We start from the raw sequence: 24,808 nt of genomic DNA, 5'->3' as shown, positions 1-24,808 counted from the left end.
ATCAGAACGAAGCACGAATAGTACCCTGCTCATCAATACTGAGTTTGCGCAACGCATAGCGGCGCTGTTCAGCTACGAAGAACTCAACCATCCGATCCGTAGCTGCTGTTTCACTCACAAATGCACGCAACAGACGATCTTTGAGGCTGCGCACGCTCAGTTCACACTCTTCGGCCAGAATATTGAAGGTGCCGCCATGGGCGAGGCGCATGAGGTACTCGAAGAGCAGCAGGTTCATGCGCCAACTCTCTGGCTTGGGCGGCACCCCGGCATGCATCGTGAGCGCCGGTGGTGGCGCGATCACCAACGCGAGGTCGGCACGATCATAGTTGTAGGCAGCATGTCTCCGCCGATCCACCCGCAGATCAATGCCCTGAATGGGGATGGTGAGGCGCACGAGTGGGCGCGGCTGTTCGGTACTGTGCAGGTATTGGCTGGTAATATAGAGGTTGTCGCGCTCATTCAGGTAGAGCCGCGAGAAGGCGCGATTGAGGCCCAGTACCAGATCGCGGCGGATCGATTCTTTATGCCGCTGTTCATTCTCAAGGAGATCGAGGTAGTCGGCCAAGAAGAGGAAGGGAATGAGCCGGTTGACCTGTGGATTTGCGTGCCACTCGAAGAAGAGTTTGCGCCGACAGTGGGGCAACCACGCGAGCATAGGAGTTTCTTGCTGCGCCCCGGTTTCGGCACCACCCTCAATGTATGCACGGCGCTCCTGCTCAAACCGGCGCTGGTTCAGATCTACATCGGAAGGAAAGAGTCGCTGATGCTGCTCCTGCTCCTCTGCGCTCTCGCCGCCACTCACAATGAAGTTGTCCAACTCGAAGAGCGAGTGGTTGCCGATGTGCAGACGCTCTAGGTGCTGCACCACACTCGCCTTGCGCCGGAAGTCGGGGTGGCCATTGTGGCCCCAGATATTTTCGTAGTAGACCAGCGCACTCAGATCCCGATGCGCCACGTGCATGTGTTGCAGGTGTTGGCAGCGTTGGTTGGCGGTGAGGGTATAGGCGAGGTGGATGAGCATGTCACGCATGGTGACGTGGATCTCCAGATGTTCGAGGAGTTGGTAGAGCATCTGGACGCGGTCGGCAATGGGTTTTTGGCTCAGTTGGCGCGCATTGTAGGCCAGCGGGCATGCAGCGCGGCTCTCACACCCATCACACGCCTGCCAGTGAACTGGAGCGGTCATCCACTCCAGGGTTTTGCGCACGAACGAGGAGGTGGTCACTTTGGTCAGGTTGATCACCAAGACTCGCGCCCCATTGGCTTCACCCAACGTGAGTTGGTCGTGGATCAGGTTGTAGAGAGGGGCGAGTGTGACATCATTACCGGCCAGCGCCCGCAGCCGCCCCTCGTTGGCCGCGATCAGGTAGCGCTCCTCGCTCTCCCCACTGAGGGTTGCGGCCACGCGGTGCAGCAGCGCCGTACCCTGGGCGTCGCCCAACTCGGAGAGATCCTTGATCACATAGAGACGCTTCCCATTGAGCATGATCGGCTCGTGCTGGAGCCGCTCCCAATCGTGGAGCGGCTGCTTGGTGGTAGCGTTGATGATCTGGCGACACAGGTAGGTCTTGCCATCCCCGGCATTGCCGGTCAGGATGACCGAGGGCGGATCGGGTTGGGCAAAACTCACGTTGAGGAAGTTCTCAACCTGGGTTGGGAGGTGCAGCGGCTGGCCGGAGGGCGGCGCGATCTGGGAGAGAAATTCATCGAAGGCCGCCTCATGATCGGGCGAGGCAGTGGTGTAGCGGTTCAGGTAGTCAACGAATGGATTGCTCACACTCGCCATAGCCAACTCCTCCTACAATATGTTCGCGCTTCTCCTAGCATCGCGGTTTTGACGCAAAGGCGCCAAGGCGCAAAGCCCCATCCATATCGGCTCCCATCAAAACCTTTGCGTCTTTGCGCCTTTGCGTCAACATGAGGCTTCTCTTGCACCCAAGTGGAAGCAGCGTCCTACAAATGGCAAATATCGCACCCCTGATCATCATCCTCGGCATCCAATGCCGCCCCGATCACCTCGATCAAGGGGCGGTCGGGGCGGTTGGCACGCTCGCGGGCCATCCGCCGCTCATGCTCGCGCTTAATCTGGGCGACTCGTTCCGGCTGTTCTAACGTACTCAGGCTCTCGCCCTGCCGCCAGGTGAATTGTTCGCCGCCACGCTCGCTCTCGTAGGCTTTGGACTGCGCAAAAAGCTCCGGGTGGCGCTCCATCAGGCCCACCCACTCGCTGTTGCGCTGGTAGAAGCAGAAGAAACAGCCGCTGCGCTGGCGCCATTCGTAGTAACTGGGCAGACCCAGGCCGCTCTCCTCCAAAAGCCGCTCGATGTCGCCCAGCCCCAACCCGAACTCCTTGAAGGGGAAGATCGGGTGGATGTTGGGTTTGGTCGAGACATAGCCACTGCGCGCTTCGTCGGCGCGGATGCCCACGTAGCTCCAAACGATCTCGCTGCCCACGTAGTTCTCGAAGGGTTCGATCTTCAGCTTGCGCGTACACCAGCGCACCTGCGCCGAGGGCAGCATGCCACCATACATATCGAGCCAGTGGTCGAAGCCGCGCTGGGCGTTGAGCTTGATGATCGGGCGTTGCAGGTAGGCCGAGAGCCGATCTAGGTACTCGTAGGTTTCGCTCAGCTCTTTGTGCGTATCACAAAAGAGGTACTCCACCTGCGGGATCTTGTCGCGCAGGAAGATCGCCAGCGCGGTGCTGTCCTTGCCGCCGCTCAGGTTGACAATATGACGGCCAGGGCGCTCGGCCCAACTCTGGATGATGCGTTCGTCGTCCATGGGGGTACTTCCGGGTTTCTTTATCATCCCGTAGGGGCGAAGCATCGCCCACCATGATGGCAGGGGAGACGGTGGCGATTGGTGGGCGATGCTTCGCCCCTACTCCTCTAACACGCCTTGCAGAAGAACAGCCAGCGCCGCCGCCCGCTGCTCACTCGTCAGCCCCTGGTGGCGCTGGAGCAGATCGCCCAGTTCGTTGCGCAAACGTGCCACTGCGGGGTCGGTCTGGTCCATGTGCAGCACCCGGCTGCGCTCGTGCTGCCCGTTCGAGAGGCCCACCCGCAGGAGCGCCGCCTCGGCGGGGACGCGCTGGGCGATGATGGCCAGCTCCTCGGCGGCGCGGAAGCGTTGCCCCAACTGGGCCACCGCATCCTCAAAGCGGGGCAGATCGTCATCCCCCCACTGCTCCGGGGGCCGCTTGCCGAGCAGCGCGGCGATGCTCTCGACCCAGGCATGCCCGTCGGGGCTGGCGTTCTCTAGGCGCACCCCCAACATGCGCAGTTGGGTATCGTTGCTGCGTTCGGCAATCAAATCGTAGCGCGCCTGAAGCTCGGCACATCCTTGGCGCAGGCCGAAGGCGCGTTCAATCTGGGCCGCGATCTGGCCGATCAGGTGCGTGTAGGCATGTTGGAGTTCCTGCATCCCCGCCAGCACCGCGCTGACAAAATCGTCTACCCGTTGCGCATCCACCTGGGTATCGGCGCGGAAGGCAGGCAGATCGCAGGCGGTGGGCAGGCGCTCAAAAAGCAACTCATCGGGCGCACGCGCCTCGCGCAGCGCCCGCCGGATGGCCTGCGCCTGCCGACTCACCCGCTTGGTCTGCTGGCTGTAGGCGGGCAGGTGGCGGTATTGGCGCAGCAGCGGGATGGCCACCGCCAGCAGCGCCGGTTGCACCGGCTTGGTGAGCGCCGCCGGAGCCAACGCGGCGGCAAGCTGCTGGTAGACCTGCCAGCGCGCCCCGTCGGCGCGGCACAGGCGTACCCCAAACGGCTCCGGGCGCGCCAAGAGCCGCTCGAAGGTGGCCATGTCGGGGTCGGGAACGAAGGTGCCACGCTCGTAGAAGTTGATCTCGCCCGCACGGGTGAGGTAGAAGGCCATGAAGAGCAGCGGAATCAGCCCCGGCTTCACCCCAAACGGCGCGGCCTCAAGGCGGGCAAAGAGGCTGGTTAGGGGCAGCGGTTCCGCATCTTCGGCAAGCAGCAGCGCCTCCAGCGCCGACCACGCCGGGCGTAGGTGGAGCGGATCGTCATCCGGGGGTGGCCCGATCTCCCACACTCCAGCCGCATTGGGGCGGTGCAGCCCACTCATACGCAGCACACTCGCATAGATCGCCCGCTCCGGCGGGTAGCCACGGATACCCAGCAACTCCTGGTCGGGGTGATCGAGCATGGCCTCGATCAGATTGCGGCGCGCCTTGGCCGCTGCCGAAGAGAGTTGGCGGCGCACGATCAACTCGTTCCAGACCCGTGGCGTCTGCGGGTAGGTGGCGTCGGCAGCCTGCGAGAGCAGATCATCAATCTGGCTGGCACTGAAGATCGGCTGGGGCTGGCTGCGGTAGAACCAGCGCCCGTGACGCCCTGCGTAGGTCTCGTTCATCACCCCGGCCAGGGTCTGCTGGGCCTCGATCAGCCGTCCCGCCACTTCACGCCGCGCCGGGCGATCATGTTCTAACTCCGGCTGCTCCTCTAGCAAGTGGCGCAGCGCAGCCACATCGAGCAGCACATTGCGCAACTCGCGCACGCGCTGGGGCAACACCGCAATCCGTTCTGGCTCATCGCGGCGCGCCGCCTGCTGCGCCCAGGCTTCGGCACGGTGCAGATCGTCATCGTCATTAGGCACAACATGCACCACCTCGCCATCGCAGCCCGCCGTCGGGGCGGGAGGCGCATCGAGCTGCGCCGCATCGAGATAGCGCACCGCAAAGAGGCGGGTAGCCCCGCTGCGGTAACTATGCCGCCGCGCCACACGCGGGGTCGTGTCGGCGTGGTGTTGCAGCAACCCGGCCAGGGTGGCCCGCTCACCCAGATCGCGGCGCGCCACCTGCGTCAACGCCTCCAGATCCAGATCGCTGCCTTCCCAAATAATGTAGCTATCGCGGTGCTGGCGGAAGGTGATCATGCGCCGCGCTTGCAGCGCCAACAGCCCATCACTCACCTCCGCATCCAAAGCAAAGGCGAGGATCGCCTGACTGGCGCGCAAGCCAGAGGAGCGCTCCATCGCCCCAATCGTCCCGATCACCGTGAGCAGATCGAGCAGCGCGGGATCGCCGTTGCCCAACAGCGTGCGCACCTCGGCCAACTCGGCCCAACGCTGGCCCCGCGCACGCGCAAAGAGGCTCGGCCCCAGACTCGCTTCAACATAGGCGTAGAGGTGGGTGAGGCGGTAGATCGGCAGCGTGGCGGGCGGAGCTTCTGCCTGAAGCGCATCACGCAAGCCCCACGGCTCATCCGAGTGCAGAAAGGCGAAGAGCGAGCGCTCATTCTGCGCGAGTTGGCGGAAGAGCTGCGGCAGCGCGACCAGCACGGTGGGATGGATGGGATAAGAATCGGCCAAGATCTGGGGCCACTCGTGGGCCGCGATCTCCACCGGGCGCAAGCCCAGCGCCTCGCTCTGCGCCGCCATCTGCTCCGCCCATACCGCTCGTGCCGCCTGATAGGGATCTTTGCCGCTCGGACGCAGCGCCAGCGCCACCATGCGCACCATCTGGCTGGCGGGTTCCTGGAAGGGCAGATCCACAAAGCGACCCTGCACCTTGGCCCACTCGATCCGCCGAGCGAGGCCCGCATTCAGCGTGTAGCGCTCAAACGCCTGGTGCAGAATCGTGATCACCAGCAGCCGATCTTCACCACTGCGCGCCGCCGCCTCGGCGACACTCTGCAACACAAAGAGATCGCGCTCCTCATCTTGGCGCGCCGCATAGTCCAAAAACTGACCGAGCTCATCAATCAGCAGCACCAAGCCCTGGTATTCGCCATGCGAACGCAGCGCAGCAGCCACATGGCTGGCCAGTTGCGCCACCCGCTCCGGGTCGAGGCTCTCAGCGCGGCTGGCCTGACGAATCTGCTCACGCAGATCATCAAGCTGCGGCGCACGCAGACGCGGATCGGCCAGCGCCTCCAGCATGCCCATCAGGATGGCGTGGCGCAGCGAGCTATTGTTGCCCGCAATCAGCGCCACCACCATGCGCGGCGCAGCCAGCGGCAAGAGCGGATCGGGCGTGGCCACATGCAGCGCATCGAGCAGATGCTGGCGCGATTCGGGTTTGCGCTGGAGGAAGTGGGCCACAAAGAGGCCAAAGGCCGACTTCCCGGCTCCAAACGGGCCAATCAGCGAAAAGGCACGCTCGCCACTCTGCGCCGCCAGCCCCGCCACGATGCGCCCCGCCACCTGACGCACCAGCGGCGTCACGTGGTAGCCATCGAGGCGGTAGCGCAGATCGCGGAAATCGCGGCGGATATGCACCGCACGGGTAAAACGCGGCGCAACCATGGGGAGGCGGCGTTCAGACATAGTGGCGCTCCTGGGCAAACGCAGCCTGCAACAGCTCACGCGGATACGCAGCATCCTCAAGGTTGCGCCATGCCAACTGCCGAATCCCGCCACTCTCCGAGAAGGTCGCCTGCCCCTGAGTGATCTGCTCCATGTGCAACAGACGGGTCAAGAGCGAATCTTCATCCAGGCGAAAGACCCGCCCTGGCGAACGTTCCGCATACGCCAGATCATTAAAGGCCAGCGTGGCCCGCCCCAGGTGGCGTGCCTGAAACCATGCCGCGAGCGCCACCAACTGATCGGGCAGATCGGCGTGTGCGCCCCCGGCGAGGCGGTACGTCCCCTGACCGGGCAAGATCTGGATCAATTCCAGATCGTGCAGCGGACACTGCAAAGATTCCTCAAGCGGCGCACCGCGCAGCGTCGCAGAGGGGCGCACATAGCAACGCAGCATACAATCAATATCGCGCCCCAATGTCGCCGCCGAAGGCACCTTCGCCCCAATCTGCGCCAGCACATGGCTCACCTGCTGCGCCAATTGGGAGCTACTAAACTCTCCGCGCCGCAGCATGTTGAAGGTGAAGAACCACGTAAACACCGCCGCAGACCCGGCACAGATCTGCCAGTGCAGCAACCAGCGGCTAGTGGGCGTCACCAAAAAGGGGTCCCAGCCCTGATCATCGGCAAGCAGCGCATCACCCAGCCACGTGGGGCGATAGCTCGCGCCATCTTCACTACGCTCAAAGACATGACAGACGCGGCCCCAATAGCGGATGGAGTGGGCCATATTCTTGCCCACCCCCAAGCGCACAAAGGCATCTTCGAGGAAGAAGAGATCGGGCTGAGTGCGGAGCAGATCGTAGGCTTTTTTGAGCCAGTGACTACGTAAGATGAAGGTCTCATGCCCACTGAAGCTGAGCAGAGCTGGGTCGAAGGTGGTGGCGAGCATGGCGGTTCCGTAGATGCATGTGGGTACCACCAAGCATTGTACCGCAAAATTCCCATCTATGGGAATATGAAAATATGGTTAAACCACCTGCGCTGGGGGATGATGGAGTGTCCGCAGATTACGCAGATTGCGCAGATTTTTTAGGGTAAAAAATGTGGTGCGGTGGCTTCGACAAGCTCGGCTTCGACAAGCTCAGCCAGCGGCGCGGTGGCTGAGCTTGTCGAAGCCCCGCGCCGCATCCCCGCCATCCCAGAACTTTTTCGCGCTACCAACACTTTTCTCGTATGTTGGCGGCTTCGCCGCCAACATACGAGAAAAAAGCAGGTTTGGGGTGCAGCCCCATCGGAGATGACTTTGCCTATGGCAACAGCCAATTATGCGCGCCCTTCCCGATAGCGCCGGATCAACGCATTGGTGGAACTATCATGGTTCGGAGCCGGATCATCGTTCGACTGAAGCTCCGGCGCAATTCGCCCCGCCAGCACCTTGCCCAACTCGACGCCCCACTGATCGAACGAGCCAATATCCCAGATCACCCCCTGGGTAAAGACACTATGCTCGTAGAGCGCCACGAGTGCCCCCAACACCGCCGGAGTCAGCCGCTCGGCGAGGATGGTGCTACTCGGCAGATTACCGGGGAAGGTGCGGTGGGGCACGAGCCAATCGGGGGTGCCCTGCGCCGCCACCTCAGCCGCCGTCTTGCCGAAGGCCAGCGCCTCACTCTGGGCGAAGAAGTTGGCCATCAGCAGATCATGGTGTGCGCCGAGCGGGTTAAGGCTCTGGCAGAAACCGATGAAGTCGCAGGGGATCAACTTGGTACCCTGGTGGATCAACTGGTAGAACGAGTGCTGGCCGTTGGTGCCCGGCTCGCCCCAGAAGATCGCCCCGGTCTGGTAGGTGACCGGCTGACCATCGAGCGTCACCCGCTTGCCGTTGCTCTCCATCGTCAACTGCTGGAGGTAGGCCGGAAAGCGGCTGAGGTACTGATCGTAGGGCAACACCGCTACGGTTTCGGCCCCAAAGAAGCTGCTATACCAGACATTCAGCAAGCCCATAAGCACGGGCAGGTTCTGGGCGAAGGGGGCGGTGCGGAAATGCTCGTCCATGGCGCGGAAGCCGCCGAGCAGGGCGTGGAAGTTGTCTGGCCCCAAGGCGATCATGGTCGAGAGACCAATCGCCGAGGTCATCGAGTAGCGCCCGCCGACCCAATCCCAGAAGCCGAACATATTCGCGGTATCAATCCCGAAGGCCGCGACCGCCTCGGCATTGGTCGAGACCGCCACGAAGTGCTTGGCGACCGCCGCCTCATCGCCGAGGGCCGCGAGCAGCCATGCACGGGCACTGCGGGCATTGGTCATCGTCTCCAGCGTCGTGAAGGTCTTCGAGGCCACAATAAAGAGCGTCGTAGCCGGATCGAGGTCGCGCACATTCTCGACAAAATCGGTCGCATCAATGTTGGAGATGAAGCGGAAGGTAAGATCGCGCTGACTATAGTGGCGCAACGCCTGGTACGCCATCACCGGGCCGAGATCCGAGCCGCCAATCCCGATATTGACCACGGTGCGGATGGGTTGGCCGGTATAACCGCACCACTCGCCGGAGCGCACGCGCTGGCTAAAATCAGCCATCTGGTCAAGGACTGCATGCACATCGGGCACAACATCATGCCCAGCGACAACAATCTGCGCCGTGCGTGGGGCACGTAGGGCGGTATGCAGCACCGCCCGGCCCTCGGTAAGATTGATCTTCTCACCCTGGAACATGGCCTCAATCCGTTCGGCGAGGCCACAGGCTTCCGCCAGCGCCACCAGGAGGCGGATCGTTTCGTCGGTAACGCGGTGCTTGGAATAATCGAGGAACAGACCCACCGCCTCAGCCGTCAAGCGCTCGCCACGCTGCGGGTCGGTGGCAAAAAACTCGCGCAAGTGGCGCGGGCTAATCGTCTGATAATGTTCGGTCAGCGCCTGCCATTCTGGCCGGGCGGTGAGGAGTGTGCGCATGGACTACTCGCTTTCTCGCAGATAGGGTTGCTTATGGGCGCGTCAATCATACCGCAACTGGTTACGAGTTGCATAAAAAACTGGGGTTTGGGGCTACGCCCCAAACCCCAGTTTTTTGTTAGGACAAGTAGGGGCGAAGCGTCGCCCGCCAACCTTGTTCGGGTTTCCCTGCTCCATGGCGGGCGATGCTTCGCCCCTACACCGGGCGACGCGCTGGCCGCTGATCGCGGCGCGGAGCGTTACCGGCACTGCTGCGCGGCGGCACCGACGTGCGCGGGGCGCTCCGGCTCTCGTGGCGCGGCTGGCGTGGCGGGCGCTCATCCAGATTGACTGCCGGTACCTGGGCGTTATAGTCAAAGCCCGTCAGTTGGCGACGCTCCAGTGGCGCACCGATGGCGCGTTCGATCTGGCGCACCTGTGCCGAATCCTCTGGTGTCACCAGCGTGAAGGCGTCGCCACTGCGGGTGGCCCGCCCAGTGCGCCCAATGCGGTGAATGTAGGCATCCGGCGTATCGGGGATGTCATAGTTGATCACATGCGAAATACGCTCGACATCCAAGCCACGCGCCGCAATGTCGGTCGCCACCAGAATACGGAAGCGCCCATCGCGGAAGCCATCGAGAGCCAACTGGCGCTGGTTCTGCGACTTGTTGCTGTGCAGAACAGCGGCGCTATGCCCCTCGCGAGCAATCTGCTGGAGCAGCCGGTTAGCGCGGTGCTTGGTGCGGGTAAAGATCAACACCGAGCCACTATTGGCCTTGTGCAGCAGATCGAGCAACAGCGCCGTCTTACGGTGCGGGGGCACCGGATAGATCGCGTGCGTGATCGTATGGGCCGGGCGCACTAGGCCAATCTGCACAACCTTCGCATTCGGGGCGGTAGTGGCAGCCAGATTCTGCAACTCAGACGGCAACGTAGCCGAGAAGAGCATCGTCTGGCGGCGGATTGGAAGCGCACTCAGGATGCGCTGGATCGCAGGCAGAAAGCCCATATCCAACATCCGATCCGCCTCATCCAGCACCAACATCTGCACACCATCAAGGCGCGCACTGCCGCGACTCATATGATCAATCAGGCGCCCAGGGCAAGCGACTACAATCTCAACCCCAGCGCGCAAGGCACGCTCCTGTGGCTCCATCCCTACCCCGCCATAAATCGGCGCACTCCGCAACCCGGTACCCTGAGCCAGATCACGAATAGTCTCGTTAATCTGCTCGGCCAATTCACGGGTCGGCGTCACAATCAGCGCCTGAGTGCCGCGCTGACGATTCTGGAGTAGACGTTGGAGGATGGGCAGGACAAACGCAGCCGTCTTGCCAGTACCCGTTTGGGCCAGACCGATGAGGTTCTCACCAGAGAGCGCAAGGGGGATAGTTTGGGCTTGGATGGGGGTAGGCTGGGTAAAGCCTTGGGCGGAGACATTCTGCATCAGGGCAGAATGAAGGGCAAAATCAGCGAAATTCAACGCGGCTCCTTTATGGGGCGGCCGCAGGAGAGGTGTGGCTCTATACGGCCGGTAGGGTGCGCCGAAAAGGGAAATGCGGCGCATATCAAAACAGACAATACGAATAGAGACACCGTGAGGCGCGGAGAGGAGAGTCGGAATATGTGACCCTCCCTCCGCGCCTCTGCGGAGTAGTTACTGGAGGGTATAGGAAGCATAGCTCCTATGCCCATTATGACTTAGTAGCGGTCGCGCCCGCCGCGGTTACCGCCACCGAAGCCACCGCGGTCGCGGCCACCACCGCCGCCGCCACCACCGAAGCCACCGCGTCCGCCGCGACCCTTGTCCTCGGCCTCATTGACGCGCAGCGGGCGACCATCAATCTCATGGCCATCGGTGGCGCGGATTACTTCCGCAACATCGTCGACATCCATCTCGACGAAACCGAAACCACGCGAGCGGCCCGTGTCACGATCATTGATCACGCGCGCACTCTGCACATCACCATGGGACGCGAAGATCCGCTCAAGGTCAGCATCGCCAACGCTCCAGGGCAAGTTACCAACAAACAGCTTGACCAGCATCGAGTTCATTCTCCTCTGCATGACGCAGATGATCATCGCTGACGAACCACAGTCGTCGCCAGCATGTCACTAAAAAGGCCATCCCGTGCAGCCGGCACCACGGCAGATTCCGAGGTGTCTCGCTCCGGCGATCCACAACGTACATTACCTTCGAGCGAAGAGGTTCTGTCGAGCGACCAGGGGACTAATTACGGAGTCTCTGATGCAGGTCTCGCAGTGTTACGTTGAGCAAACACAGCTATCATACCATATTTTCAGCAAACTGCAAGACCCACATTTACAGATCTACCAGCAAGGGCAGGGCATGTGCAAAGTCCTTGGGGCTACGCCCCAAGCCCCATTTTTGTTGTTTTTTGGCGGCTACGCCGCCAAAAAACAACAAAAAATATCTGCGGGGGCGGCTGCGCCGCCCCCGAACCCCACCGGAGGTGACTTTGCACATGCCCTACCAGCAAGGGCGCAGCACTTTACACTCCCCAACTTTCGGGTATGATTATGTTGCTCATCACACTAGCACAAGGAGAAGCGGGGTTCGCCCCACAAGCAGTTATGCCTCAACATCGAACCCACCTGACGAGCCACCCCGCATTTGCTGCGGTGGCACCCTGGCTCTTTGTGCTGCTCTGGAGTACCGGATTTATCGGTGCGCGCTATGGGCTACCCTATGTTGAGCCGTTCACCTTTCTGCTGATCCGCTTCATCATCGTGATCACCCTTTTGTTGGGCCTCGCGCTCATTTTGCGCGTCCCCTGGCCACGCCGCGAACAACTCGGCCACATTGCCGTGGTGGGGTTACTCCTTCACGGCGGCTACTTGGGGGGCGTCTTCTATGCGATTGATCACGGTATGTCAGCGGGCATCGCCTCGCTCATCGTCAGCCTGCAACCCATCCTCACCGCCGTGCTCGCCCAGATCACGCTGCGTGAGGCGGTGGTGTTGCGCCAGTGGATCGGCCTGCTGCTCGGCTTTGTTGGAGCGGGCTTAGTCTTGCTCGAAAAGCTGATCGCACCTGGCGCAGATGGAGTGATGATCACCATCCCCACCCTGATCGCGATCATAATCGCGCTCTTCAGCACCACCGGCGGCACACTCTACCAGAAGCGCCATGGCGGCTCAATGCCGCTCATCACTGGCACCCTGGTGCAGTATATTGCTGCGGGCGCACTGATTCTCATCCCCGCATTTGCCTTTGAACAACGGGTCATTAACTGGACACCCCAACTGCTCTTTGCGCTCAGTTGGCTAGTCTTCGTCCTCTCACTCGGCGCAATCTTGCTGCTCATGCTGCTGATCCGCGCCAACTCTTCGGCGCGCGTCACCAGCCTCTTCTACCTCGTACCACCCGCCACGGCCCTCGAAGCCTATTTCGTCTTTGGCGAACACTTCGGCCTCATGGCGATTGCCGGAGTGATCCTGGCCTCAGTCGGCGTCGCACTCGTGGTGGCTGGCCCCAAACAGGCATAACAACAGGGCGGTGAGCATGGCTCACCGCCCTGGTCTCTACCCCCCTGTCGCCAATCCCTACCGTCCAACAACCGGAGTAGCGGTCTGAGTAACTCGGCTCAGGGCGGCCACGGGGCGGGCGAAGGGGAGGTTCGCCACCCCGCTGTACTGGCGCAGCAGATGGTAGGTGAGGAGCAACTGGGTGATCGCCAGCGGATCGCTATGGCGCACCTCACTGCGATCAAAGTAGTCACCAAACTGATCACCTTGGATCGGTGAGAGATCGGGGAGGTGCTGCCAAATCACATCCTCAAGGCGGCGCGCATTCTCTGGCGAGACGGAGCCATCAATCTCCAGGATGTCCACTGGGCGGCTGCCATCGCGGCCTAACTCTAGGCGCACACCAGGGCTCTTGGTACCATCCTCGCACAGGTAGGTCAGGTCTGGATGCGGAATGGTCGGGCGCAGGGTCAGGCGGGCATTGAGCGTTGGCCCAGCCTCCTCGACCGGCACATCAGCCGGGGGGTAGAACTGCACCACAATATCAGCGTGGTCGCGCTGGGGGCGAATGAAGGCCGCCGAGTCTGGCTCACGCTTCTCCATTTCAGCCAGAACCTGTTCGGGCGCATAACCACGCTTGGCAACATCACGCTTAATCTTCCAGACCCTGCGCAGATCCTCAGGTGGATTGAGGTAGACCTTCACATCATAGAATTGGCGCATGATCGGAGAGGAGAAGCCGAGAAGACCCTCGACAATCACAAACTCCTTGGGCTGTATATATTCAGGGCGCACCAAGCTGCCCGTGCTATGATCGTAGACTGGTTTGAGGATCGGCTGACCATAGTGCAAGCGCTCCAGATGCAGTTCCATCACATCCAGATAGTTACAATCGGGATGCAGCGCCGTAATCCCGATCTCCGCCCGTTCGCGCCGGTCATACTTATGATAATCATCGGTGCAGACGTGGGTCACCCGATCCTCACCTAGGAGCTTCACTAGCCCGGAGGTGATCGTCGTCTTCCCCGCCGCACTATCGCCCACAATTCCCAAGATGATTGGTCGCTTGCGCATAGTCGTGGTTGCTTCCCTTCCAAAATGGCGTGGGGGCTAGAGCCGCAGCATGCGGCCCTAGCTTCCAACGTGAATGTATGGGGCAGCGTTGCCCCCAGCCCTCCCCGGCCAAAGCCGGTTATGCGATGTGTTCGGCGGAGATCCCGCCACGAAACACCCGGCTAGCCCGTACATCTTCCACATCAATACGAGCTAACTCGCTGGCCACAATGCTGCCCCCAGCCTGAACGAGTCGGTTGGCCTGCCGTAACTTGATCCGATCAATGGCATTCCGCACGCTACGTGCATTGGCAAAATGCGGCTGCTGTAGACGTAGCTCTAAATACTCACGAAACGCTACTCGCGAGTCGGCATCGAAGGAATACATCTGCTGCCGTACCATCAGATCAGCAATCTGCACCAACTCGTCCAGACTGTAATCTGGAAAGTCCACATGATGGGCGATGCGCGAGTGGAAGCCTGGATTGGACTGAAAGAAGGTGTCCATGCGATCTTTGTAGCCAGCAAGAATGACTACCATATCATCGCGTTGGTTCTCCATGGCCATCAGCAGCATCTCAATCGCCTCTTGGCCGTAGTCACGCTCATTTTCAGGACGATAGAGGTAGTAGGCTTCGTCAATAAAGAGGACGCCCCCCATCGCCTTCTTGAGCATCTCCTTGGTCTTGGGCGCGGTGTGGCCGACATACTGTCCCACGAGGTCGTCACGCGAGGCCACCACGAGGTGGCCTTTGCGTACATAGCCAAGCGAATGGAGGATCTTCGCCATCCGCATAGCAACGGTGGTTTTACCGGTACCAGGGCGACCAGTGAAGCTCATATGGAGCGTTGGGCGATCCGTCGCCATATGGTGTTGTTCTCGCAGGCGCGCTACCAGCAACATGGCTGCAATCTCGCGGATGCGTGTCTTCACCGGCACCAGCCCCACCAGTTCCTCGTCCAGTTTGTCGAGCAGAGTCTGGATCTGGGAGTCACTCCATGCCTGATCCAGATTGACCTGCTCGTTCGATTCGTTGCCTGTCTCTGCCATAAGAGTTACTCGTAGCGCTGACCGCTCGGCTTATCGGCTGCATACGAACGGATGGTGTAGCGAATGCGGCGGTCGCTCATCTCTTGACGCTCGACATGGAAGCCCGGCTCGTTGGCAGGGCGATTGACGATGAACTGAAGCGCCGTGGTTGCGCGACCGAGCGAACGGTCATAGCCGGAAATCCGAATGTAGTGGTTGGGGAAAGTGGCCTTGCACTCGGTCAGCGTCTGCATGATCGCTGCCGGGTCGCGGATATCAAACAAGGGCATCCCGAACATGTCCCAGTAGACATTACGCGGATGCGGATCATCGGTATACTCGATGGCAATCGGCCAATCGCGATCAAGACAGTATTGAATCTGGGCCTTGATCTCCTCATCGGTAAAATCGGGCAGAAAGGAGAAGGTTCCCTGAGTGATACGCATAAGAGTTGGCTCCATCTATCAAAGTAGGGGCGAAGCATCGCCCAGCCATGCACTGAAGTTATGTAGCATTGCAAGGGGCGATGCTTCGCCCCTACGCAACATTCCGGCGCGACACTAGGAGGGCGTCACCATCACATCGGGCATATCGGTGCTGGCGTAGTCGAAGGTGATGTCCTTCCAGATCTCCAGCGCCTTAGCCAGCGAGGGCGACCAGCGCGCCGCACGCTCCAGGATCTCCGGCCCCTCGTTCAGATAGTCGCGGCCCTCATTGCGGGCCTGGATCATGGCCTCGATGGCCACCCGGTTTGCAGCAGCCCCCTCAGCGATGCCATCCGGGTGACCAATCGTGCCACCACCAAACTGCATGACTACGTCCTCACCCAGGTAGTGCAACAACTGGTGGATCTGGCCAGCGTGGATACCGCCCGAAGCCACCGGCATCACACCCGGCATGGAGGCCCAGTCCTGCTCGAAGTAGAGTCCCTGCACGGGGTTGGGGGCCACCTTGTTCTCGCGCAGCGTGGCATAGAAGCCCTGCACACTGTTCGGGTCGCCCTCCAGCTTACCCACAATCGTCCCGGCGTGGATGTGATCCACCCCAGCCAGCCGCATCCATTTGCTGATAACACGGAAACTAATGCCGTGAGTCTTCTGGCGAGTGTAGGTACTGTGACCAGCGCGGTGCAGGTGGAGAATGACGCCATTCTTGCGACACCAGTTGGCCATGCTCTGGATGGCAGTGTAGCCGATGGTCAGGTCAATCATGATGATCACGCTGCCCAGTTCTTTGGCAAACTCGGCGCGCTCATACATCTCTTCCATTGTCCCTGCGGTCACGTTCAGGTAGTGGCCCTTGATTTCGCCGGTGGCCGCACTTGCCTTGTTCACCGCTTCCATACAGAAGAGGAAGCGATCACGCCAGCGCATGAAGGGCTGCGAGTTGATGTTCTCATCGTCCTTCACAAAGTCGAGGCCACCGCGCAGTGCCTCATAGACCACACGCCCATAGTTGCGGGCGCTCAGGCCCAACTTGGGTTTGGTGGTCGCGCCCAACAGCGGGCGACCAAACTTGTTCAGGTACTCGCGCTCCATGATGATGCCATGCGCCGGACCTTGGAACGTCTTGGTGTAGATCGGCGGGATGCGCATATCCTCAAGGCGCAGGCTCTTGAGTGCCTTGAAACCGAAGACGTTTCCGATGATGCTGGAGGTCAGATTGGCAATCGAGGCTTCCTCGAAGAGATCGAGATCATAGGCGATATAGGCGATGTACTGATCGGTCCCCGGCACCGGATCGACCCGGTACGCCTTGGCCTGATAGTGCTCGTGAGCCGTCAGGCGATCCGTCCACACCACCGTCCACGTCGCGGTGCTGCTCTCACCCGCCACCGCCGCCGCTGCCTCAATTGGGTCCACACCCTCCTGGGGGACGATGCGGAAGGCACACAGAATATCGGTATCCTTGGGCTGATAGTCGGCGTCGTAGTAGCCCATTTCAGCGTAGGGGGCTACACCCGATGCCCAGCGGCTCTTCGGCGTTTCGTTGCTTGATCCGGCCATGCCTGTCTTCTCCTTAGCAGCTCACGCGGCTCTCACGGCTATCACGTCGTTGTTGACTGTAGGTATGGTACACAATTTATGTTGTGATGGAAATCACCAAGGCGGGTAGGATTCCTCACCCTCAGAGGGGGGTGTGTTGCGGGTGGGGGTTTGGGCGCGGCTGTACCGCGCCCAAAGATATTTGTGTTCTGTTTTGGCGGCTGCGCCGCCAAAACAGAACACAAACGAGGGTTTAGGGTATCGCTTGGTGTATACTGCACCCATCAATGCTGAATCTGCACGCTGAGAGGGAGGGCTGTATGGCGCGTCTGAACCAGATCATCGCGGTTGAAAAAGGGGTGAAGAGTCGTTCCTTCCAGGAGCTTACTGAAGCCCACCATGTGCTCCAGAAACCCGCACTTCTGAGCGGGATTGCCCGTACTTACCGCCCCAAGGATGATGAGGGCGAACTACTCCCACCCGAATCAACCAAGGTGCAGGTGAATGCTGAAGAGGTGATCCAGCAGACCGCCGCTATTCTGACCCGGCTCTTCGATATTACGGCCACTAAAGATTGGACCAACTGTATCGCCCGTGCCGATGTGGTGGTGGATGGGCAGATCCTGCTGCCCCAAGTGCCGATCACCTATCTGCTCTTCCTCGAAAAGCAGTTGGTGGATCTGCATACTTTTATTAAGAAGTTGCCGGTGCTGGATGCTGCTGAGACGTGGAGTTTCGATGCTTCGGCGAACTGCTGGGCCACTGAGGCGGTGCAGACGGTGAAGACCAAGAAGATTCCGCGCAACCACGTTAAGGCCGAGGCGACCGAGAAGCACCCCGCGCAGGTCGAGGTCTACTACGAGGATGTGACGGTGGGCTACTGGCGCACGGTGAAATTTTCGGGGGCGCTACCGGCCAAGCGGGTGAGCGATTTGCTGGAGCGGGTGGAACGGCTGCAACACGCGGTCAAGTTTGCGCGTGAGGAGGCGAATAATAGCGAGGCCCAGGAGCAGAAACTGGGCGAGAAGGTGTTTCGGTTTTTGTTCAGCTAGTTGCACCAATCTGGTGTGTGGGCTATCATGCCTATGCGCAGAAGCGCAAGCTGAATCTCAGGCTTAGGCTGATAGGAAGAGGGTATCCAGTGGAGGTTCGAATCCTCCCCCCGCCACCACCTGCGGCGGGGTAGCCCAACTGGCAGAGGCAATGCCCAACTCCGCACCAATGTCAGACTATTGCGCCAGTTTCAGCATTCACCGCCGAACGCCAGGTCAACCGGCCACGGCAACAAACGTCGGATGCTAGTTCAATTCTGGCCCGCCCCGCCACACGGCATGGGCAACGTCTATGGGGCATAGCCCCAAACCCGGTTTTTGTTGGGTTGTGGCGGCTACGCCGCCACAACCCAACAAAATAAAGATCTTCGGGGGCGGCTGCGCCGCCCCCGAACCCCCACCGGAGGTGGATGTTGCCCAAGCTCTATACTAGGGGGCGGTAGTTCAAAGGAAGAACACGACGCTATCACCGCATGACTAGTGGCCTTTAAATGTGCTGGTGTGCGCAAATGGGCGGTAACGAAGGGGCCTGGGGGAAGGCTACTCTCCTGGGCCTCGTATTTCACCCGGCAAATGCTTATGAGTCCCCGATCTTACCAGATAGATTCGACACCCCTGCCCGATGATCCCGATCTGTTGCGCCACCGCATTGCCGAGCTTGAGCGCGATGCGCTGCGGATGAGCCGCATCGCCCGGATCTTCTATGTCACCCATGCGCTGGCGGTGGCGATGCAGACGGCGGGGGATATTTCCGAGATCCACGAGCGCGTCTTGACGCTGATTACTTCTGAGTTGGGCTACGACCGGGCGGTGCTGGCGATGATCGAGCCGCATGATGCGGTACTCACCGGCTGGTTGTGTAGCACCGATGGCCCAGGGGCACATCTTCAGCGTATGCCGCATACCGAGCGCCTCCCCACCGATGATGAGAGTTGGGCGATTGTCGAGGCGTTGCGCCGGGGTACCCCGATGCTCATTACCGATGAGCGCCCGCCCACGGGTGATCCGCATGCCAACGAGCTACTCGCGCTGTGTTGCTATGCGATCCTGCCGATGGTGCTGCTCGGTCAACCGCTGGGGGTGATCCTGGTGGATAATCCGCTACGTGGTGAGCCGCTGACGATGGATGATCTCTATACCCTTCAGCATGTGGCCAGCCATACGGCGGTGCTGATCGGGGGTATCCAGGCGGTGGTTGGGCGCGCCCAACGCCTTGCGGTCGAGGAGGAGCGTAGCCGCATTGCCATGGAGATCCACGATGCGATCTCGCAGCAACTCTATGGCATTACCTACACCATTGGTGCGTGTATTCGCCAACTTCCCGCCCACCCCGATGCGGTGCGTGAACAACTCGTCTACCTGTTACCCCAGGCCCAGCACGCGGCCCAGGGGTTGCGGCGAGCGATCTTCGATCTCTGGCCCGATGACCTCGATGCGGCACGTTTTAAGGAGGAGCTATCAGGCTACTTTGAGGAGATCGCTCCTCCACCGCGCCCACGCCTCTTCTTGCATGTGGATGGCGGGTTTGATCGTTTGCCGGTGGTGTTGCGTCGCCAACTCTACCGTATCGCCCAAGAGGTGCTGAATAATGTGGTCAAGCACGCCCAGGCAAGCCAAGCCAAATTGACCCTGTTGTACCAGGATGGTGAGGTGGTGATGCGTATCGCCGATAATGGCCAGGGTTTTGATCCGGTGCAGGTGCTGGCGGATCGTTCAAACGCCAGCCATTATGGCCTCTCAAGTATGCGCGAGCGTGCCGATGCGCTGGGCGGGCAGATTCGGATTGATAGCGCTCCGGGTAGTGGAACGACGTTGACGGTGACGTTGCCACTTCGTTAAGGGTGGGGGAGCAAGCATCACATAAAGGGTACAATCTATGATCAGGGTTCTGATTGTTGATGACCACGCTGTTGTTCGTCATGGCATCCAGAGTATGCTCACCCTTGAGGATGATATTGAGGTGGTAGGGGATGCCGATAGCGGCATGCAGGCGGTGGAGAAGGCGCGCAGCTTGCATCCACAGGTGGTACTCCTCGATCTCAAGATGCCGGGAATGGGCGGCGCACTCACCTGCCGTGCGGTCAAAGAAGTCTCGCCGCGTTCACGGGTACTCATTCTCACCGGGGTTGATGCGGAACAGGATGTGATGAATGCCCTCGAACATGATGCGGATGGGTATCTGCTGAAGGACGCGCCCGCCGAGGAGTTGCTGCACGCGATTCGGGTGGTGGCGAGTGGCCAAGCCTACCTGCAACCGAGCATTACGCGGCGCGTCTTGCGGCGTCTCTCCGCCTCGAATGGGCCACAGCAACCCCTCCTGCCGCCCCAACTCACCCCGCGTGAACTAGATGTGCTGCGCCTGATGGCCACGAGCCGCTCGAATAAGGAGATGGCCGAGGCGATGACCGTCACAGAAGAGACGGTACGTTCACATATTAAGAGTATCCTGAATAAGCTGCGCCAACCCAACCGCATGCAGGCCGTGTTGATGGCACTGCGGCTGGGGATCATTGAATTAGAATAGCCGTTGAGGAGTCTATGTCCCTTCCTCCCGAATCGTCGCCCAACGAGGCGAACGCTGGCCCGGTTTGGCTCTTGCCCGTCATCATTGTGGGCGCGATCATCCTGGTGGCGGGCCTCGTCACCCTGACCTTGACGCTGCGCAATGCGCCGAGTCCGAGTAGTAGTGCGAATGGTACCGCCGTGGCCTTGCCGACGGGTCACCCCACGCTTGATCCGGCACGCGATTCAACCGCGCTGCCCTCGGCGCATGGTGGGGTTGACCCCGATGGGCCGCCGGTGGAGATGATCAGCCTAACCGATGCACGCGCCTACCAAGAGGCGGGTACGGCGATCTTTATTGATATTCGCCCTGGAAGTGACTATAACGCGGCGCATATTCCGGGGGCGTTGAGCCTTACCGCAACCGATCTTCAGACCCAGATGGCGGCGCTGCCCACTGAGACGCGCTTTATCGCCTATGGTGATGCGACGCGCCCGGAGAGTAGCCAGCGTGCGGCGCAGATCTTTCTTGATCTGGGCTACCCGCAGGTGAGTGCGCTAGAGGGCGGCTTTCAGGATTGGGTGCAGGCGGGCTATCCGGTGGAGCCATAAGCATGATCGATCTACACATTCATACCAACGCCACCCCGCACCACGCCTTCTGGGAGCCTGCGGCACTGGCGGCGGCGGCGGCAGAACGGGGGCTAAGCGTCATCGCCGCCACCGACCACAACACCACGGCGAATGTGCGTGCCCTGCAAGCAGCGGGGGCTGAACATGGAATCTGGGTCGTGCCGGGGGTCGAGATTGACAGCACCTATAACGGCAAGCTCTGGCACACCCTGGTGTACGGCGTTGCCCCTGACGCGCCCGCGTTGCTGGCGCTCTGTGCCGAGGTCTTTACGCGCAATGCCGAGGATGCCCAGCGGCTGATGCAGGAACTCCCAGCACGCGGTTGGCGGCTAGAGGGGCTAGAGAGCCTGGGGCGCAGCCCCAACGTGGCCGATGTAGCGACGGCACTCGCCAAGCAGAACGAGTTGCCCAACCGCCAGCCCCGCGAGGGCCATGAGGAGGCGGGCATGCGCTACATCCTGACCGAGATGGCGGGGGCGTACCGGCCACTCGGTGTGGATGCGGTAATCCAGGTGGCGCACAAGCTCAAAGGCATCGCGCTACTGGCTCACCCAGGGCGGAGCAAAGGCATCTACGCCATCCCCGCCGATGCGTCCGATATTGCCGCGTTGGCCACCGTGGGCCTTGATGGGCTGGAGGTCTACTACCCCAGCCACACGCCCCAGGTCGAGCAGTTCTTGTTGGCGCAGGCCAAGCAGCACAAACTGCTCGTATCGGGCGGCTCGGATAGCCACCACCCGCGCCAGCCGCTGGCCGAGATCCCGGTGGAGAATGTGGGGGCATTTTTGGCGCGTCTGTCGCGGTAGGGATTATCCGCAGATTACGCAGATTGCGCAGATTATTAAAAAACAAAATCTGCGTAATCTGCGGACACTCTACCGGGGCGGACACTCTACCGGGGCGCATCACGTTGGTTATCCGCAGATTACGCAGATTACGCAGATTTTTTAGGATAAAATAAAAACATAATCTGCGTAATCTGCGTCATCTGCGGACAAGACCGGGGATGCACCCCAAAGGAGGCATGCGATGAAAGAAGCGTGGAAGAATCTTGCAGCCGTCGAGTCGCACCCTGATGTGGTAAGTGGCGCATGGGTCTTTCGGGGAACACGGGTTCCAGTTGCTGCGTTGTTTGAGAATCTACGCGATGGCGCAACCATAGACCAATTTCTTGAATGGTTTCCTGGTGTCCAACGGGTTGATGTGGAAGCGGTATTAAACTACGAAGTTGCGGTGTTGAGCATACGGGCAGCAGCATGAATATTCTCTTTGATCAAGGTACACCTGTCCCACTTCGACGCTACCTCGGCACGCATCTTGTCACGACAACCTATGAACGGGGATGGTCAGAACTTGCTAATGGGCAACTTCTCGCCCAAGCTGAATTAGCCGGTATTGACCTGCTAATCACAACCGATCAGAATCTCCGCTACCAACAAAACCTGAATACCCGTCACATTGCCATTGTGGTTCTTTGCTCCACATCTTGGCCCAAGATACAGAGACATCTTGATGCTGTTCAAGCGGCTGTTGAACGAGCGAGTGTGGGTACCTACGAAGAGGTTGCTATCGGGTAGAGACGCCCCTTGGCAGTAGAATACAAGAACCACCGAGGAGCGCAGAGGTATCCCGTAGAGACGGCCCGATGGGCCGTCTCGGTGGGGTTCGGGCGCATCCCCATCCCCCCGACCCGTCATTAACCGCCGAGGGACGCCGAGGGGCGCAGAGGCAATACCGACATCGCGAGCAGGGGGATGCTGCGCCCCCCTGCACCCCCAGCACCCCTGTCTCAGCCCCAATCCCCTACCAAACCCTTCACAAGCACAACAAGACAAAAAGCCGAAAAGTCATGAGGACGAGGACGAGGAGAACAAACGGGCAAGACGAAAACCGAGGAGGCCGTTGAACGAGGCGGGGTTGAGAACGTCGCGATAGGCGCAACGGGCGACAACGCGGGTATTGCGCCACGAGCCGCCGCGCAGCACGAATGTTCGATTAGAACTATTATGCTTTGTGTAAAGACTTTCTGTATCCGTCTCACTTGTCAATGGGTAGTTCCGGTACGCACTGCGTGTCCACTCCCAAACTGTGCCGGTCATATCCAGCAGCCCGGTATCGGGGGTGGCTCCGGCGGGGAAGCAGCCCACGGCGGTGGTGCCGTTATATATCCCATCGAAGTTGGCCCGCTCCGCATCAGGTTCCTCATTCCCCCACGCATACATGCGCCGCTCCCTACCACGTGCGGCAAACTCCCACTCGGCCTCGCTCGGCAAGCAGTAGACGTAGCCATCCTTGAGATGCTGCGTTAGCCATGCACAGAAAGCCGTAGCCTCGTACCAACTCACACCCACCACCGGGTGGTTGGGGCGGGCAATGCCGAAGCGAGGGTCATCCCAGAAGCGCGGCTGCCGATAACCTTGCTGCTTTAACCAGTCACGCCCAATCTCCCACCAGGGTTGCTCCGGGTTGTAACCATCCTTGTCCATAAACAGCTTGTACTGCGCATTCGTCACCGGGTAGCGCGCGAGGGCAAAGGGTGCCACGATGACGGGTTGGGTATTGATCGATCTCTTGTACCAATCCTTCCCTCCATACAGATCCTTATGTTCCTCCGCAGTAATCCCCATCCCAAAACTCCCCCCCGCAATCTCCACCATCACCGGGGGCAAGCTGCATACCCCAGGGCGCGGGTCGCCCAGGCCAGCCAGGAGTTCCCCGGCGCGCACGCGCTCGGTGGCGGGGAGCAGGGTTCCCTCGACAACTGCGGCCAAATCGTGGACGATGCCGGTCTTCAACTTCTTGAAGCCCGTGCCCTCAAGGCGCTCCCAGCGCACATCGGCGGCCAGCTCGGCGGCCAAGATCAGATCGCGTTGCCCCTGGAGGGTCTGGGCGTCGCTGGTCAGCTCGTCGAGCAGGTCGCGGAAGAGGCTGGGTAGCCCCTCACCCACGGCATGGCCGATGCCCAGGAAGATCGGTACGCGCCAACGCTCATCGTGACGCCGCGCCAGGATGGCCTGTACTGGACGCTCAGCCCCCACCAAGGCCAACCCCGCCAGGTACTCCTGAAAGGTCAGATGGGCGAACTGGTAGTCGGCGCCGGCAGCGCTGGCGTGGAGCAGCCCGGCGCGGTAGTCGGTATACTCCAGGAAGCGCAGCGCCCCTGCGTAGGGATTCGGGTGACCCTTGGTGGCTAGGAACTTCTGCACCAATACCTGCAACGTGGCGCTGCTCAACACCCCCGGATTCTGCGCACTGAGCGCTTGGTGCGCCGTGAAGGCCACCTCGGCCAGCAAGGGGCGCAGCGCCTTCACCTCGATCCCTGGCAAACCGATATAGTCCATCAGCGCCTTGTACTCGGTCTCTTCTTTGCCGCGCAACTCCCAACGCGCCAACAGGATCTCGACACACTCGCGGTAGAGCGAGGCGCGATCCTCTGGCAAGTTGCGCTGCCGCAGATGCACCAGCGCCATGATCGTCAGCAACAGCGGGCGCTTCCCCAACTCGCGCAGGTCGGGGCGTGCCTGGAGGGCGGTGCGAAGCTCGGCCACCCGCTCGGCGCGTTGCGTCGCAATGTTCGGGTCGGCCATGGCGACCGCGCCGTACCATGCCTCTACGAAGTGCTCCATCTGCGCCGGGGTCAGATCGGCGAGGGTGACGGTGGGCCAGCCGGGCAGGTGCCAGTGGCGATTCTCCGGGTTGATCTGCGCGTCGTAGGTACGCACGCGGCACGAGACGACGATCCGGCAGGTGGGATGCTCCGTCGCAAAGGCGCTGATCGCCGTATCCGTTCAGGGTGGGTCACTCCTGAGTTGCGAGAATCAGTAGAATCCGGCATACTACCGCTATGGACGAGCCAC

The 24,808-nt window shown here is 60.8% G+C and carries 20 protein-coding genes and 1 tRNA gene; 9 read left to right on the top strand and 12 right to left on the bottom strand.

Annotated features, from left to right (window positions below; genetic code table 11):
- Position 1 precedes the first annotated feature (1 nt).
- The 7 genes from EKD03_RS03025 to EKD03_RS02995 form a co-directional block, all read right to left on the bottom strand.
- On the bottom strand, positions 2–1,789 hold the full coding sequence (locus EKD03_RS03025) for a hypothetical protein (RefSeq protein ID WP_129627265.1): 1,788 nt from the start codon (positions 1,787–1,789) through the stop codon (positions 2–4).
- Positions 1,790–1,956: 167 nt separating this feature from the next.
- On the bottom strand, positions 1,957–2,787 hold the full coding sequence (locus EKD03_RS03020) for a phosphoadenosine phosphosulfate reductase family protein (protein WP_129627262.1): 831 nt from the start codon (positions 2,785–2,787) through the stop codon (positions 1,957–1,959).
- Positions 2,788–2,886: 99 nt separating this feature from the next.
- Positions 2,887–6,297 (bottom strand): hypothetical protein, encoded by a 3,411-nt coding sequence (locus EKD03_RS03015; protein ID WP_129627259.1) that lies wholly within the window; start codon positions 6,295–6,297, stop codon positions 2,887–2,889.
- On the bottom strand, positions 6,290–7,225 hold the full coding sequence (locus EKD03_RS03010) for a DUF4007 family protein (RefSeq protein ID WP_129627256.1): 936 nt from the start codon (positions 7,223–7,225) through the stop codon (positions 6,290–6,292). Before EKD03_RS03010 ends, EKD03_RS03015 begins: the two co-directional genes overlap by 8 nt.
- Before the next feature lie 374 nt (positions 7,226–7,599).
- Entirely contained in the window at positions 7,600–9,225 is a 1,626-nt protein-coding gene (gene pgi, locus EKD03_RS03005; protein ID WP_129627253.1) for a glucose-6-phosphate isomerase, read from the bottom strand.
- Between the two features lie 196 nt (positions 9,226–9,421).
- The gene (locus EKD03_RS03000) at positions 9,422–10,690 is read right to left on the bottom strand and encodes a DEAD/DEAH box helicase (RefSeq protein ID WP_129627250.1); all 1,269 of its coding nucleotides are present in this window, start codon (positions 10,688–10,690) and stop codon (positions 9,422–9,424) included.
- Positions 10,691–10,908: 218 nt separating this feature from the next.
- Entirely contained in the window at positions 10,909–11,289 is a 381-nt protein-coding gene (locus EKD03_RS02995; RefSeq protein ID WP_238613354.1) for an RNA recognition motif domain-containing protein, read from the bottom strand.
- Positions 11,290–11,802: 513 nt separating this feature from the next.
- Between EKD03_RS02995 and EKD03_RS02990 the strand changes: the two genes are divergently transcribed.
- Positions 11,803–12,717 carry a DMT family transporter gene (locus tag EKD03_RS02990; protein WP_129627246.1) on the top strand — a complete coding sequence of 305 codons (915 nt, stop codon included), beginning with the start codon at positions 11,803–11,805 and terminating at the stop codon, positions 12,715–12,717.
- A 57-nt stretch (positions 12,718–12,774) separates the two neighbouring features.
- Here EKD03_RS02990 and EKD03_RS02985 read toward each other — a convergent pair whose 3' ends face one another.
- The 4 genes from EKD03_RS02985 to EKD03_RS02970 all read right to left on the bottom strand — a co-directional run bounded on the left by EKD03_RS02985 (position 12,775) and on the right by EKD03_RS02970 (position 16,785).
- Positions 12,775–13,770, bottom strand: a complete 996-nt coding sequence (locus EKD03_RS02985; protein ID WP_129627243.1) for a phosphoribulokinase — start codon at positions 13,768–13,770, stop codon at positions 12,775–12,777.
- A gap of 118 nt (positions 13,771–13,888) precedes the next feature.
- Positions 13,889–14,800, bottom strand: coding sequence for a CbbX protein (cbbX, locus tag EKD03_RS02980; protein WP_129627240.1), 912 nt, complete (start codon positions 14,798–14,800; stop codon positions 13,889–13,891).
- A gap of 5 nt (positions 14,801–14,805) precedes the next feature.
- Positions 14,806–15,225 (bottom strand): ribulose bisphosphate carboxylase small subunit, encoded by a 420-nt coding sequence (locus EKD03_RS02975; protein ID WP_129627237.1) that lies wholly within the window; start codon positions 15,223–15,225, stop codon positions 14,806–14,808.
- A 114-nt stretch (positions 15,226–15,339) separates the two neighbouring features.
- Positions 15,340–16,785, bottom strand: coding sequence for a form I ribulose bisphosphate carboxylase large subunit (locus EKD03_RS02970; protein WP_129627234.1), 1,446 nt, complete (start codon positions 16,783–16,785; stop codon positions 15,340–15,342).
- A gap of 299 nt (positions 16,786–17,084) precedes the next feature.
- On the opposite strand from EKD03_RS02970, the gene EKD03_RS02965 reads away from it, so the two are divergent.
- From EKD03_RS02965 to EKD03_RS02935, 8 genes are all read left to right on the top strand, one after another.
- Positions 17,085–17,816 (top strand): DUF7873 family protein, encoded by a 732-nt coding sequence (locus EKD03_RS02965; RefSeq protein ID WP_129627231.1) that lies wholly within the window; start codon positions 17,085–17,087, stop codon positions 17,814–17,816.
- Between the two features lie 127 nt (positions 17,817–17,943).
- Positions 17,944–18,089 (top strand) — tRNA-OTHER (locus EKD03_RS18300).
- A gap of 306 nt (positions 18,090–18,395) precedes the next feature.
- Positions 18,396–19,655, top strand: a complete 1,260-nt coding sequence (locus EKD03_RS02960) for a GAF domain-containing sensor histidine kinase (RefSeq protein WP_161569164.1) — start codon at positions 18,396–18,398, stop codon at positions 19,653–19,655.
- Between the two features lie 37 nt (positions 19,656–19,692).
- The gene (locus EKD03_RS02955; protein WP_129627225.1) at positions 19,693–20,340 is read left to right on the top strand and encodes a response regulator; all 648 of its coding nucleotides are present in this window, start codon (positions 19,693–19,695) and stop codon (positions 20,338–20,340) included.
- A gap of 14 nt (positions 20,341–20,354) precedes the next feature.
- Positions 20,355–20,930: a rhodanese-like domain-containing protein gene (locus EKD03_RS02950; RefSeq protein ID WP_129627222.1), complete on the top strand. Its 576-nt coding sequence runs from the start codon at positions 20,355–20,357 to the stop codon at positions 20,928–20,930.
- Between the two features lie 2 nt (positions 20,931–20,932).
- Positions 20,933–21,757: a PHP domain-containing protein gene (locus EKD03_RS02945; protein ID WP_129627219.1), complete on the top strand. Its 825-nt coding sequence runs from the start codon at positions 20,933–20,935 to the stop codon at positions 21,755–21,757.
- Positions 21,758–21,980: 223 nt separating this feature from the next.
- The gene (locus EKD03_RS02940; RefSeq protein WP_129627216.1) at positions 21,981–22,211 is read left to right on the top strand and encodes a DUF433 domain-containing protein; all 231 of its coding nucleotides are present in this window, start codon (positions 21,981–21,983) and stop codon (positions 22,209–22,211) included.
- Positions 22,208–22,528 carry a hypothetical protein gene (locus EKD03_RS02935; RefSeq protein ID WP_129627213.1) on the top strand — a complete coding sequence of 107 codons (321 nt, stop codon included), beginning with the start codon at positions 22,208–22,210 and terminating at the stop codon, positions 22,526–22,528. The genes EKD03_RS02940 and EKD03_RS02935 overlap by 4 nt, the downstream gene beginning before the upstream one ends.
- A 270-nt stretch (positions 22,529–22,798) precedes the next feature.
- Here EKD03_RS02935 and EKD03_RS02930 read toward each other — a convergent pair whose 3' ends face one another.
- Positions 22,799–24,673, bottom strand: coding sequence for an SUMF1/EgtB/PvdO family nonheme iron enzyme (locus EKD03_RS02930; RefSeq protein ID WP_129627210.1), 1,875 nt, complete (start codon positions 24,671–24,673; stop codon positions 22,799–22,801).
- Positions 24,674–24,808 lie beyond the last annotated feature (135 nt).

This window comes from Candidatus Oscillochloris fontis, from assembly GCF_004138135.1.
GTDB classification, from domain to species: domain Bacteria; phylum Chloroflexota; class Chloroflexia; order Chloroflexales; family Chloroflexaceae; genus Oscillochloris; species Oscillochloris fontis.
Note: the sequence above shows the minus strand (reverse complement) of the source record. Positions and strands in the feature narration are given on the sequence as shown.